The sequence below is a fragment of the Demequina flava genome (assembly GCF_000975035.1).
GTDB lineage: Bacteria > Actinomycetota > Actinomycetes > Actinomycetales > Demequinaceae > Demequina > Demequina flava.
Genome location: NZ_BBRA01000001.1, coordinates 350,132 through 363,250, shown reverse-complemented (window position 1 = coordinate 363,250; position 13,119 = coordinate 350,132). Strand labels below are relative to the sequence as shown.

At 63.9% G+C, this 13,119-nt stretch carries 12 protein-coding genes; 9 read left to right on the top strand and 3 right to left on the bottom strand.

Going from position 1 to position 13,119, the window contains the following annotated elements:
• Positions 1 to 79 precede the first annotated feature (79 nt).
• The 9 genes from AOP74_RS01650 to AOP74_RS01610 all read left to right on the top strand — a co-directional run bounded on the left by AOP74_RS01650 (position 80) and on the right by AOP74_RS01610 (position 9,472).
• Entirely contained in the window at positions 80 to 1,360 is a 1,281-nt protein-coding gene (locus AOP74_RS01650) for an ABC transporter substrate-binding protein (RefSeq protein WP_061960603.1), read from the top strand.
• A gap of 119 nt (positions 1,361 to 1,479) precedes the next feature.
• Positions 1,480 to 2,799: a branched-chain amino acid ABC transporter permease gene (locus AOP74_RS01645; protein WP_061960602.1), complete on the top strand. Its 1,320-nt coding sequence runs from the start codon at positions 1,480 to 1,482 to the stop codon at positions 2,797 to 2,799.
• A 3-nt stretch (positions 2,800 to 2,802) separates the two neighbouring features.
• Positions 2,803 to 3,801, top strand: a complete 999-nt coding sequence (locus AOP74_RS01640; RefSeq protein ID WP_061960601.1) for a branched-chain amino acid ABC transporter permease — start codon at positions 2,803 to 2,805, stop codon at positions 3,799 to 3,801.
• Entirely contained in the window at positions 3,764 to 4,615 is an 852-nt protein-coding gene (locus AOP74_RS01635; RefSeq protein WP_082095936.1) for an ABC transporter ATP-binding protein, read from the top strand. Before AOP74_RS01640 ends, AOP74_RS01635 begins: the two co-directional genes overlap by 38 nt.
• Positions 4,612 to 5,388 carry an ABC transporter ATP-binding protein gene (locus AOP74_RS01630; protein ID WP_061960600.1) on the top strand — a complete coding sequence of 259 codons (777 nt, stop codon included), beginning with the start codon at positions 4,612 to 4,614 and terminating at the stop codon, positions 5,386 to 5,388. Before AOP74_RS01635 ends, AOP74_RS01630 begins: the two co-directional genes overlap by 4 nt.
• Positions 5,385 to 6,215, top strand: a complete 831-nt coding sequence (proC, locus tag AOP74_RS01625; RefSeq protein WP_061960599.1) for a pyrroline-5-carboxylate reductase — start codon at positions 5,385 to 5,387, stop codon at positions 6,213 to 6,215. Before AOP74_RS01630 ends, proC begins: the two co-directional genes overlap by 4 nt.
• Positions 6,216 to 6,344: 129 nt before the next feature.
• Complete coding sequence (locus AOP74_RS01620) at positions 6,345 to 6,890, top strand: single-stranded DNA-binding protein (RefSeq protein ID WP_061960598.1); 546 nt, start codon at positions 6,345 to 6,347, stop codon at positions 6,888 to 6,890.
• Between the two features lie 141 nt (positions 6,891 to 7,031).
• Positions 7,032 to 8,714 (top strand): energy-dependent translational throttle protein EttA, encoded by a 1,683-nt coding sequence (gene ettA / locus AOP74_RS01615; RefSeq protein WP_061960597.1) that lies wholly within the window; start codon positions 7,032 to 7,034, stop codon positions 8,712 to 8,714.
• Between the two features lie 251 nt (positions 8,715 to 8,965).
• On the top strand, positions 8,966 to 9,472 hold the full coding sequence (locus AOP74_RS01610; protein ID WP_061960596.1) for an acyl-CoA thioesterase: 507 nt from the start codon (positions 8,966 to 8,968) through the stop codon (positions 9,470 to 9,472).
• Positions 9,473 to 9,748: 276 nt separating this feature from the next.
• Here the strand turns inward: AOP74_RS01610 and AOP74_RS01605 are convergent, their stop codons facing one another.
• The 3 genes from AOP74_RS01605 to AOP74_RS01595 all read right to left on the bottom strand — a co-directional run bounded on the left by AOP74_RS01605 (position 9,749) and on the right by AOP74_RS01595 (position 13,051).
• Complete coding sequence (locus tag AOP74_RS01605) at positions 9,749 to 10,672, bottom strand: glycine betaine ABC transporter substrate-binding protein (protein WP_061960595.1); 924 nt, start codon at positions 10,670 to 10,672, stop codon at positions 9,749 to 9,751.
• A gap of 154 nt (positions 10,673 to 10,826) precedes the next feature.
• Complete coding sequence (locus AOP74_RS01600; RefSeq protein ID WP_061960594.1) at positions 10,827 to 11,780, bottom strand: ABC transporter permease; 954 nt, start codon at positions 11,778 to 11,780, stop codon at positions 10,827 to 10,829.
• Positions 11,777 to 13,051 (bottom strand): quaternary amine ABC transporter ATP-binding protein, encoded by a 1,275-nt coding sequence (locus AOP74_RS01595; RefSeq protein WP_061960593.1) that lies wholly within the window; start codon positions 13,049 to 13,051, stop codon positions 11,777 to 11,779. The genes AOP74_RS01600 and AOP74_RS01595 overlap by 4 nt, the downstream gene beginning before the upstream one ends.
• Positions 13,052 to 13,119: the final 68 nt, after the last annotated feature.

Here is a 13,119-nt window from a genome sequence, read left to right as displayed (position 1 = left end):
TCGAGGCATCGCGGCAACGGGCGAGGGCCCCGCGTCGTGGCAAGGATGACGACCACTCGCACAAGCGAAGGAAGAACTCATGACTGCTCCGACCACCCGCCGCGCCCGCCGCGCAGCGATGAGCGCCACAATGGCGTTCGCGCTCGTTGGCACGCTCGCGGCCTGCTCCTCCGACACCGAAGCTGAAACTTCGGAATCTCCGGAGTCCTCAGCGTCCGAAACGGCCGCGATGACCTCGGACGAACCCCTGGCCATTACCTCGTTCCTGCCTCACACGGGACCCCAGGCATCCGCGGTTGAGCCGCTGATCGCCGGTGTTCAGCTCGCGATCGACGAGATCGACGCTGCTGGCGGTGTGTTTGGCCAGGACGTGTTGTTCGAAGAGGTCGACTCGACCTCCGACAACGACACCGCTACCTCCGCCGCGGACGGCGTCATCAACTCTGACGCAGACGTGCTGATCGGTACCTACGGTTCCGGTATGGCCGCCGCCGTGGCACCGCTGATCACCGAGGCCGGCATTATTCAGGTCTCCGGCTCGAACACCTCGTCGTCGCTGACGGGTATTAGCGAGCACTACTTCCGCACGGCTCCCACCGATGCTCTCGAGTCGGCACGTCTTGCTGACCTCGTCGCTGGTGACGGCCACACCTCGGTCGGCATCATCTGGCAGAACGACGCCTGGGGTGCTGCGTTCGAAGAGGGAATGGTTGCCAACTTCGAAGCCGCAGGTCTCGACATCGCCGCCAACGAGCCCTTCAACGTTGAGGAGACGGACTACTCGGCACAGGTGACCGCGGTTGCTGCCGCTGAGCCCGACGCGGTGGTGTTCCTCTCCTACGCCACCTACACCGGTGCCATGATCGAGCAGCTGGTGGGCACCGAGGGTTACCCCTCGGAGGACATCTACTTCTCGAGCTCCACACTTGGTGGCTACGACGAGTCGCTGTCTGACCTGTCCTACCTGACCGGCATCCAGGCCTACCAGCCCGGTGCGGACCTCGACACGCAGGCGACCTATGAGGAGAAGCTCCTCGAGATCGACCCCAACCTGGTGTCCTTCGCCTACTCGGCATCGACCTACGACGCGACCATCGTCGCCGCCGTGGCCGCTGCCTACACAGGCAGCACTGAGCCCGACGCCATCGCTGCCGCTCTGACCGAGGTCAGCGGTACCTCCGGTGAGGGCGAAACCTGCACGACCTACGCCGACTGCCTCGCCATCATCGACGGCGGCGGACTGCCGGACTTTGACGGTCTGACCGGTGCGATCGACTTCGACGAGAACAACGACGTCGGCGCAACCAACTACCTGCACTTCGTGTACGCGGAAGACGGCACCTACTCCGTCGTGGAGTAAGCGCTTCGCGGGCGGGGCGTACCTCTCGCGCCCCGCCCGCTCACCGCGTTCGACCAACCGACCGAAGGACACCTGTGCATCATCGACCAAGAGCCCGCTCCAGGGCCGCCCTCGCAGTCTTGACGCTGCTGGCCTCACTCTTGATTCCCTCCCTCGCTGCGACCACCGCGAGCGCATCCACGGACGCCGAGTGGGGCTTCATTCCCCGCCTGGTTGATGCCGATGGAGAGCCCGTGGAAGGTGCGCTCGTGACCGTCGCCAACGCCGACGGCGAGCTCGCGGAGACCACGACGGGCGAGAACGGCAACGGCGACACGCTCGCCGTCCCGGACGAGGGCGACTACGTCCTCACCTTTGATACTTCCGCGATCGACGCCTCATTTGACGGCGGCGACGTGTACGCGGTGGCCCGCACCCTGGGCGAGGCCAACACGCTTCCCGTTCAGCGCGTGATCGTGACCCTTGAGGAGACCGCCAATGACGGCGAGGTGGCTCTTGGCGAGGATGGTGAAATCGACACCAACACCTCGACCGGATCCTCTACCGGATCCGCATCCGTGACGTTCGACCAATTTCTCCAGCAGCTCGCGTCGGGACTGAACCTCGGCATCGTCCTCACCCTCGCGACCTTGGGCCTTGGACTGGTGTTCGCCACAACGGGCCTGACGAACTTCGCGCACGGTGAGCAAGTCACCATCGGTGCGCTCGCCGCGTATGTGGGCACCACGCTAATGTCGTTGCCATTGGCTCTCGCCGCAGTGTTCGCCGCTGGCGTCGGAGCGGTGGCCGGATGGGCGCAAAACGCCGCCATCTGGAAACCGCTGCGCAAGCGTGGCGTCGCCATCGTGTCGGCCATGATCGCCTCGATTGGTATCGCGCTGATGCTGCGCTTCACCTTCGCCGCGTTCTTTGGATCGACCACCAAGCGCGTGTCGCTTGAGCAGTCGGAGCGGTGGTCGCTTGGCCCCGTCGCCTTCCCCGCGAGCACCTGGATTGGTGCTGCAGCTGCGGCCGTCGTGGTGGGACTCGTCGGCTGGTGGCTGATGCGCTCGTCAACAGGCCGCGCGGCCCGCGCCGTCGCTGCCAACCGGGCCCTGGCATCGGCCACAGGAGTGAACGTGGAGAAGACCATCTCCTCGATCTGGATTGTCTCCGGCGCCATTACTGCGCTGTCCGGCGTGCTCTTTGCGCTCTTGAACGGCGTCTCTTGGGACATGGGCTTCAAGGCCCTGCTCCTGATCTTCGCCGCCATGCTGCTCGGTGGACCGGGAACGGCTCGGGGAGCTCTCGCTGGAGGTCTCGCGGTGGGTCTGCTCACCGAGATCCTCGTCCTGTGGCTGCCGTCGGACATGAAGTATGTCGGCGCCCTGGCCATCCTCATTGTTGTTCTCATGGTGCGACCGCAAGGAATCTTCGGTCGCGCGGAAAGGGTGGGCTGATCCATGGCGCTCCTCGACGCATTGCTGGCCGCAGGTCAGCAGATACTCTCTCCGGTCACCGCGGCCTTCGCGCTCGCGGCCATCGGCCTCAACATCCACTTCGGCTACACCGGACTGATCAACTTTGGTCAAGCAGGCTTCGTGGCCGTCGGTGCATACGGGTTCGCGCTGTCGGTTGTGTGGCTCGAACTGCCAATCTGGCTAGCCATCCTGATCGCGTTCGCGGCGGCAGCGGTGTTCGCCATCCTTCTCGGCATTCCGACACTGCGGCTCAGAGGTGACTACTTAGCGATTGTCACCATCGCCGCCGCGGAGATCATCAGATACACCGTGAACTCCTCGTTGTTCGACGACGTGACCGGCGGTGCGCAGGGAATCACGAACAACGAGTCACAGGGCTCGGACTACTCGAGCTGGCTCAACCAGTTCAACCCGCTCGGCGAAGGTCGTATCGAGTTGGGCCCGTGGGTCTTCACCGGCACTGCGCTGTGGTGGTCCATCGTGACGTGGGTCATCGTCGGCATCGTCACCCTGTTGGTGTGGCTGCTTATGCGTAGCCCGTGGGGCTTGACCCTGCGCGGCGTCCGTGAGGACCCCGACGCGATGGCGTCACTGGGTAAGTTCGACTCGGGCATCAAGCTGCAGGCGCTCATCCTCGGTGGTGTCATCGGTGCCATGGCCGGCATCCTCTACGTGCTCCCGTCCGCGGTGTCTCCGATCGACTACAACTCCCGCATGACGTTCAACCTGTTCACGATCGTGATCCTGGGTGGAGCCGCCACGATCCTTGGCCCCATCGTGGGATCCATCGTGTTCTGGACCGTCTTGGTGCTGTCGGAAGCCATGATCACCTGGCTGGTCGACATCGGCATCCTGGCGAATTTCGCCGATGCCCCGCAGCTCCGTTTCGCCCTCGTGGGCCTTGCCCTGGCGCTGTTGATCGTGTTCAGACCACAAGGAATCCTTGGCAATAAGAAGGAGATGTCCTTTGCCCGCAGTTAAGCATGCCTCTGATCCGATCCTCGTGGCTGAGGGTGTGCAACGTCACTTCGGCGGTGTGGCCGCCGTTGACGTTGAACTCCTCGAAGTGCCTCGCGGTCAGATCACTGCACTCATTGGTCCCAACGGAGCGGGCAAGACCACGCTCTTCAATTGCCTCACGGGCTTTGACTCCGCCAACGCTGGAAAGTGGTCATTCGACGGCGAACCCATGCAGAACGTGGACCGCCACCGTGTGGCCCGCCGCGGCATGGTGCGTACCTTCCAACTCACGCGAGTGCTGGGCCGCCTGACCGTCATGGAGAACATGCTGCTGGGCGCGCGTCAGTCGGGGGAGAAGTTCTCCCGTTCGCTGTTCAAGCCGCTGTGGAAGGCCGACTACGACGAGGCGACCGAGCGCGCCTGGGGTCTCCTCAAGCGCTTCAAGCTCGATACCAAGGCCGACGACCACGCAGCGAGCCTGTCCGGCGGCCAGCGCAAGCTTCTCGAAATGGCCCGTGCGCTCATGACCCAGCCCAAGCTGCTGATGCTCGACGAGCCGATGGCCGGCGTGAACCCCGCGCTGGTGCAGTCGCTCCTGAGTCACATCACGGACCTCCGTGACGAGGGCCTGTCCATCCTGTTCGTGGAGCACGACATGCACGTCGTGAAAGAAATCTCGGACTGGGTTGTCGTGATGGCGGAGGGGCGCGTGGTCGCCGAGGGCGAGTCCGGTCCTACGCTGGCAAACCCTGCCGTGATCGATGCCTACCTGGGCGCGCACCACGACGTGGACCTGCGTGCCATCATTCGCGAACGAGAGGCTGGTCGAGCATGAGCGACAGCACCAAGACTCCGCACCTCGACGTCACCGACATGGTCGCGGGCTATCTGCCCGAGATCGACATCGTCCGTGAGTGCTCCATTCACGCCGACGACGGCGAGCTTGTGGGCATCATTGGCCCCAACGGAGCCGGAAAGTCGACGCTCCTCAAGGCCATCTTCGGCCTGGTGCCGGTGCGTTCTGGAACCGTCAAGTTGTCGGGCGAAGACGTCACCAACCGGGCCGCCGACAAACTGGTGGCTTCCGGTATGGCGTTTGTTCCGCAGTCGGACAACGTCTTTGGCCCCATGACCGTCCGTGAGAACCTCCAACTGGGAACTCACCTTCAGCGCAACCTGTTCGGCGAGCGCATCGATAAGGTGCTCGGCATTCTTCCGGAGTTGAAGCCGATGCTCAACGCCCGGGCAGGTTCGCTGTCCGGTGGTGAGCGGCAGATTGCGGCCATGGGCCGTGCGCTCATGAGTGAGCCATCAGTGTTGCTGCTCGATGAGCCGTCCGCTGGGCTGTCACCCGCCCGTCAGGACGAGGCCTTCCTGCGCATCCACGACATCCGCTCAGCGGGCGTCTGCGTGGTCATCGTTGAGCAGAACGCTCGCCGCTGCCTTCAGATCTGTGACCGCGCGTACGTGCTCGACCAGGGCACCGATGCGCATGAGGGCAGTGGCGAGGACTTGTTGCATGACCCCAAGGTGGTGTCCCTGTACCTTGGGGACTTGGGCGTGGAAAACTCTGGCGCCGAACCCGGTGCACAGGAGGAGACTTCATGACGTCTACGGCGATGAACGAAGCGTCGATCGCTGTTCTTGGTGGCGGCAACATGGCTGGCGCGATTGCGCGTCGGCTCCTGTCCACAGCGCCGTATCGCCGTATGCGCGTGACGACGGGCTCGTCCGTTCCCGAGTGGGTAGCGGATGGCGCGGCTGCCGAGCACCGTGCGGTGTCGGCGGATCCTGAGGCCAACCTGTGGGCCGTGGATGGCGCCGATGTCGTGATCCTTGGCGTCAAGCCCAAGGGCATCGTGGACCTCGCCGCGGAGATCGCGCCTGCACTGCAGCCCGGTGCCTTGGTGCTGTCGGTCGCGGCAGGCACGCGCCTCGATGCGATGGATGCCGTGTTGCCTGACACCGCGCGGTTGGTGCGCACCATGCCCAATACGCCGACAGCCATCGGACGCGGCACCACGCTGGTGTGCGCGTTGCCCGGGAACGACGATGCTTTGGCCGATGCTGAGGCTGTGTTGGCACCCACCGGTGTCGTTGAACGTATTGATGAGCACCTCATCGACGCGTTCACTGCGGTCACCGGGTCGGGACCGGCCTACGTGTTCTACTTCGCGCAGGCGTTGCGTGAGGCAGCGATTTCGATGGGGGCCGATTACGACCAGGCCTCCCGCATCGTTCCTGCCATGTTCTCCGGCGCCGTCGCGTACATGGAGGAAGCCGGAGAGCTTCCTGAGACCTTGCGGCAGCAGGTCACCAGTCCTGGTGGTTCAACGGCTGCCGCTGTAGCGGTTTTCGATGAGCGCGATCTCTTCAGAACTGTCGGCGACGCGCTCAATGCCGCGCGCCGCCGCAACATCGAGCTCGGTGAATAACAACTGAGCCTCGTCCCCAGGTAAGGCTGGTGCGTGCTCTATCCACGCATCGGCCCTCGTGTCTGGTCCGCACCCTGTGATCCCCCGAGTGTGGTGGGAGGTCGCAGGGTGCGGCCGCGAGAGGACACGATGAACGATCTGACGATCACGGTGACCGGATGGGTCGCCACAACGCCCGCCTTCGTGGTGCGCAAGGACGGTCAGCCGACCGACATGTGCACGTTCCGAGTGGCGCAGACGCCGCGGCGTTTCGACCGGGATTCCGGCAGCTGGGTAGACAAGAAGACTGAGTGGTTCGACATCCGTGTGCGCGGCAAGGCCGCCGTGTTTGTTGAAAAGTCTGTCCACAAGGGAGAACCCGTGATTGTTGCCGGCCGTCTCCAAACCGACGAGTGGGCAACTCAGTCGGGAGGCGCGCGTTTCGCTCTCCAGGTCAATGCCTCAGCGATTGGTCACGACCTTTCCCGAGGTATCGCTACCTTCAAGCGGGCGATTGTGGAGAACGGGGAGATTGAGATGTTGCCGGGCAAGCCGTCGGAGCCGGGTCCGGAGGGCGAAGCCGGTGGGGACGCGACTGCTGAAGGCACTGATGCCGAGATCGATGGCAGCGACGTCGATGAGGCCTTTGCGAGTGAAGAAGAAGCCGCTCAGGAGCCTGCGCTCGCCGCTTCCTGACCGCTTATCGAGACCGGCTCCGCACGCTTGCTCCCCTCAGTAGCGTGCGGAGCCTCACCGCAGGCTGTGACCGCGTAGGCTGGTGCCAGTCATTCATGCGGTGCCTTTCGGGCGCTGCCCCCACAACTTCACGGAGTAGCAGTGGCAGAGTTCATCTACACGATGCAGAAGGCGCGCAAGGCGCACGGCGACAAGGTCATCCTCGATGACGTCACGATGGCGTTCTACCCGGGCGCGAAGATCGGTGTCGTAGGCCCCAACGGTGCAGGTAAGTCGACCATTCTGAAGATCATGGCAGGCCTCGAAGAGCCGTCGAACGGTGAGGCGCGGCTGAGCCCCGGCTACAGCGTTGGCATCCTGTTGCAGGAGCCGCCGCTGAATGAAGAGAAGACTGTCCTGGGCAACGTCGAAGAGGGCGTCGCCGAGATCAAGGGCAAGCTGGACCGCTTCAACCAGATCTCCGAAGAGATGGCCAACCCCGACGCCGACTACGACGCGCTGCTGGCGGAGATGGGCACGCTCCAGGAGGAGCTCGACCACGCCGACGCATGGGACCTCGACGCTCAGCTTGAACAGGCCATGGACGCGCTGCGCTGCCCGCCGCCAGAGGCCGATGTCTCGGTGCTCTCCGGTGGTGAGCGTCGCCGCGTGGCGCTGTGCAAGTTGCTGCTGGAAAAGCCCGACCTGCTGCTGCTCGATGAGCCCACCAACCACCTGGACGCCGAGTCCGTGCTGTGGCTTGAGCAGCACCTCGCGAAGTACCCCGGTGCCGTCATGGCCGTCACACACGACCGCTACTTCCTCGACCACGTCGCGGAATGGATCTGTGAAGTCGACCGCGGCCGCCTGTACCCGTACGAGGGCAACTACTCGACCTACCTCGAGAAGAAGCAGGAGCGCCTGAGCGTCCAGGGCAAGAAGGACGCCAAGCTCTCCAAGCGCCTCAAGGAGGAGCTGGAGTGGGTCCGCTCGAACGCCAAGGGCAAGCGCACCAAGTCCAAGGCTCGTCTGGCTCGCTATGAGGAGATGGCCGCGGAGGCGGAGAAGACCAGGAAGCTCGATTTCGAAGAGATCCAGATTCCCCCGGGCCCGCGTCTGGGCAGCGTGGTCATCGAGGCCAAGGACCTCCAGAAGGGCTTCGACGACCGCGTCCTCATCGACGGACTGTCGTTCTCGCTGCCACGCAACGGCATCGTCGGCGTGATTGGCCCCAACGGTGTGGGTAAGACCACGCTGTTCAAGACCATCGTGGGTCTCGAGCCGCTCGACGACGGTGACCTCAAGGTCGGCGAGACCGTGCAGGTGTCCTACGTGGACCAGTCACGCGGCGGCATCGACCCCGACAAGTCGCTGTGGGAGGTCGTCTCTGACGGCCTGGACTACATCAACGTCGGCAAGGTCGAGATGCCCTCGCGTGCATACATCTCGGCGTTCGGGTTCAAGGGTCCGGACCAGCAGAAGCCTGCTGGCGTGCTATCCGGTGGTGAGCGCAACCGCCTCAACCTGGCGCTGACGCTCAAGGAGGGCGGAAACGTCCTGCTGCTCGATGAGCCGACTAACGACCTCGACGTCGAAACACTCGGCTCGTTGGAGAACGCCCTGCTCGAGTTCCCCGGTTGCGCCGTGGTCGTCTCGCACGACCGCTGGTTCCTGGACCGCGTTGCCACCCACATCCTCGCCTACGAAGGCACCGAGGAGAACCCGTCCAAGTGGTACTGGTTCGAGGGCAACTTCGAGGCATACGAGGAGAACAAGGTGGAGCGCCTCGGCGCCGACGCCGCACGTCCTCACCGCGTGACCTACCGAAAGCTCACCCGCGACTAACCCTCCTTTTCCCCTGGCCGTACATACACGGCGGGGATTCGCAGCATCGGCCCTCCTGGCCGTACATCTCCGGTGACGGAGGCGTACGGGGGAGGGTCTTTGCTGTTGTTGGCCCCGGTTCGTCGTGGGCACACGGAGGGGGCCTGGACCCGGCCCTCGTGGTCCGCCTTTTCCCCTGGCCGGACATACTCGGCGGGGATTGGCGGCCCCGGCCCTCCTGGCCGTCAGTTCTCGGCGGTACCGTGGATCGCATGAGTCGCATTCACGTCCCCGTCACGCTCCGTTGGTCCGACATCGATGCCTACGGGCACGTCAACAATGCCGAGATGCTCCGCCTTCTGGAAGAAGTGAGGATCCGGGCCTTCTGGGCGGATGAATCGGGAGATCACGCCCCAGACGGTCAGCACCACGATGCTTCCAATGACGGCCACCGAACGGCAGTCATTTCGGGCGGGCCAGGCGCGGAGACCATCACACTGATCGCTGGCCAGCAGATCGAATACCTCGCGCCCGCGCCGTACGTGCGCAAGCCGTTGGATGTCCAGTTGTGGATCGGGCGGCTCGGGGGAGCGAGCATCGAGATTTGCTACGAGGTGCGCTCACCCATCAGCGATGGTGAGCAGCGCGTGTACGCGCGCGCGACGACCACGCTTGTGCTGGTGGATGCCGCCTCGGAGCGGCCCCGTCGCCTGACCGAGCGGGAGCGCGATGCGTGGTCTGAGTACGTCGAGGAGCCGGTGAAGTTCCGCCAGCGTTGATCACCGGGCGCTCCTTGCACCCTCTGAGTGCACCAGTCCGCGGAAGTCGCTGAATTCCAGCCTCATGTCCTCACAGGACACATCGCGCCCCGGGTGCCTTTCCTAGGGCCGATGCTGGCTCGCCATCATCGAGAACCTACGGCTAGGAGGGCCGCGGCGCCGGATCCCCGCCGGGTATGTACGGCCAGGGGAGTAGGGGGATACAGCAAAGCGCCGGCCATCCCTTTCGGGATGACCGGCGCTGTGTATTACTGCGTCAGATGACGCGGATCAGACTTACGCGGTGAGCGAGTCGACCCACTCCTGGTTCTCTGCAACCCAGTCGGCCACAACCTGCTCGTGCTCCGTGGAGTCGGCAGCGTTGAGGGCGTTCTCAAGGTTGTACAGGAGGTCGGACTCCATCGTGAAGTTGCCGAGCCACTCGGTGACCTCGGGGAACTCTTCACCGAAACCGGTGCGCGAGTAGGTCACGATCTCTTCAGCCTCACCGAGGGTGCCCTCGGGGTCCTCAAGGTTCTTGAGGTCGTAGGCGCCGTAGGCCCAGTGGGGCTCCCACAGCGTCACGGCGATGTTCTCACCGTCGCCGGTGGCCTTGTCGAGCTCAGCGAGCATCGCGGGCGTCGACGAGGTGATGAACTCCATGTCCGACAGACCGTCGTACGTGGGGATGGTGGCGTCCTGCATGGTGGCGGTCAGACCGGCACCGGGCTCGATACCGACGATGCGGTTGTCGAACTCGTCAGCAGCAGCACCCAGCTCGGCGAGCGAGTCGATGGGAGCGTCAGCGTTCACAGCGACGGTGAGCTTGGCCTGGTCGAACCATGCGCCAACCTCTTCCATGTCGTCACCGAACTCCTCGATGTACGAGGCGTGGGTGAGCGGCAGCCACACGTCGGTGAGGACGTCGTAGTCGCCATCGGCGATGCCCTGGAAGCCCACGGCGGCGTCGGCGTATTCGACCGAAGCCTCGTAGCCCTTTTCGTTCAGGATGTTCTGCCACAGAAGCGAGGTCGCGATGGACTCGTCCCAGCCGTTGAATGCGGCCAGCGTGATTTCGCCGCCGGCCATGGCCTCCATCGAGCTGTCGTCAGTGGCGCCAGCGGTGTTCTCGTCGGTGGTGTCGTCCGAGGACGAGCAACCAGCGAGCACGAGGCCCGCAGCAGCGGTGACCGCGAATGCGGTTCCAGTGCGCTTCAACATTTTTCTTCCTTTCTCGGCACAGGGATTTCCGGGTGCCGTGGAAGCGTCTCGCCGTGCTTGTCGGGCGAGGCGCCCGCAGTCCGTGAGGACCGCGAAGTCTTGCGTAAGGGCAACGGCGCGAGGGCCGATGCCTGGGTTCAGGTGGACAGTTAGATCAGATACCCGCGCGGCGGGGTCCCGCCGTTTCGAGTTGCTGTGCATCGATACGAGCCTGCTCGGCAGCCTCACGCTTGGCGTGGCGCTTGCGTGCAATCTGGCCGTACAGGCCCTGGCCCTTGCCGAACGATGCGGTGAAGCGGTCCAGAAGGATCGCGAGAACCACGACGGAGAGGCCGGCTTCGAAGCCGAGACCAACGTTGAGCGAGGTAATCGCCTGGGTGACGTCGCCACCCAGTCCGCCCGCGCCGACCATACCTGCGATGACGACCATCGACAGTGACAGCATGATGACCTGGTTGATGCCGGCCATGATCGATGGCATCGCCAGGGGGATCTGAATCTGGCGCAGGATGCGACGCGGGGTGGCGCCAAAGGCCTGTCCAGCCTCAACCACTTCCTTGTCGACCCCACGGATTCCGAGCTCAGTGAGTCGGACTCCGGGTGCAAGGGAGAAGATGAACGTGGCGATGATTCCGGGGGTCACGCCAATGCCGAACAGTGCCAACGCAGGCACCAAATAAACAAAGGCGGGTAGGGTCTGCAGGAAGTCCATCGTGGGCTTAACCACTCGCGACACTTTGTCATTCCGAGCGGCCCAAATTCCCAAGGGAATAGCAACCGCGATCGCGAGAGCGGCGGCGATGATCACGAGGACGAGCGTGTCGACGGCGTTTTCCCACTGGTTAACACCAAAGATGAAGACCAGGCCCAGGACGGCCCCGGTCGCAAACTTCCATCCGCGGGCGAGCAGCGCAAAGACACCCACGATCACCATGATGATCCATGCGGCAGGAGTGGCGAACAGCCAGTCCAGGCCGTCGAAGACCACGTCGATGGCGTCGGCTAGCCAGTCGAAGAAAGCGCCGAACGTGTCGTCCAGCCAGTCAAAGAATGACGCGATCCAGTCGCCTACGTTGAAGTACTCGTTAAAGAATTCGCTGAAGTTCACAGGGTGCCGCCCTTCTCCGTGGAGGCGTCAAGCACCTTGTCGACAACCTCACTGGGGAGGGGCTCAACGACGGGCTCGGCCGACGTGGCGGCATCGGGCTCGCCGCCCAAAGCTGCCAGCAGCGTGACGCGGGGAACAACACCAACGAGGCGGTCCTTGTCATCTGTGACGGCAAGTGCCAGCGCGGCCTCGAGCGACGGAATGAACAGGTCCGCGAGCGGGGTGTCCTTCGAGACAGCGCCGTGGTCGGTCTGAATGACGCTGGCAATGGACTTTTCGCCCTTGCGAACTAGGTCCATGACGTCGCGGTCGCGAATCCAGCCCACGATGGTGCGGTCACGCTTAATGACGTACAGCGCGGAGATCGCGTTTTCGCGCATGGCCTGCAGCGCTGCCGCAGGACCGGAGTTCTCGTGAGCGACGGCGAACGGCTTGCGCATGACCGACTCGGCGGTCAGCACCTTGGCGCGGTCGACATCCTGCACGAACTGCTCAACGTAGTCGTTAGCGGGATTCGTCAGCACGTCCTCAGGGGAGCCAATCTGCACAATGCGGCCATCGCGCATCACTGCGATGCGGTCGCCGATGTACATGGCCTCGTTGAGGTCGTGCGTGATGAAGATGATGGTCTTGCCCAGCTCGGACTGCAGCTCGAGGAGCTGGTCCTGCATCTCGCGACGGATTAGCGGGTCAAGGGCGGAGAACGCCTCGTCCATCAGGAGAACCTCGGTGTCAGCGGCGAGCGCACGGGCCAGGCCCACGCGCTGCTGCATTCCACCGGACAATTCCGACGGGTACTTCTCTTCCCAGCCGGACAGGCCGACAACACCGGTGATCTTGAGAGCACGCTTGAGGCGCTCTTCCTTGCTCATGCCCTGGATCTCCAGACCGTAAGCGACGTTGTCGATGACGGTGCGGTGGGGCAGGAGCGCGAAGTGCTGGAAGACCATGGAGATCTTGTGGCGACGGATGTCGCGGAGCTTGGCGGGGGTGACGCCGGTAATGGAGTCTTCGCCGATGGTGACGGTTCCCGCCGTCTGCGGGTGGAGGCCGTTGAGCATACGAATCAACGTGGACTTACCGGAGCCGGATAGCCCCATGACCACGAAGATCTCGCCCTTCTTGACCTCGAACGAGGCGTCGATGACAGCGGCGGTTGCGCCGCCTAGGTCGTCTCGCGAAGCACCGTTTTGCAGTTTCTTAACGGCATCTTGCGCGTTGCGGCCGAAGACCTTGTAGAGGCCCTCCGCCTTCAATGCGGTGTCGTTCACTGATGTCCTCAGCTGCTCCCAGCGTCAGGTCGGGAGCGTGATTGCGACCTTGACACAGGCGAGAGGAC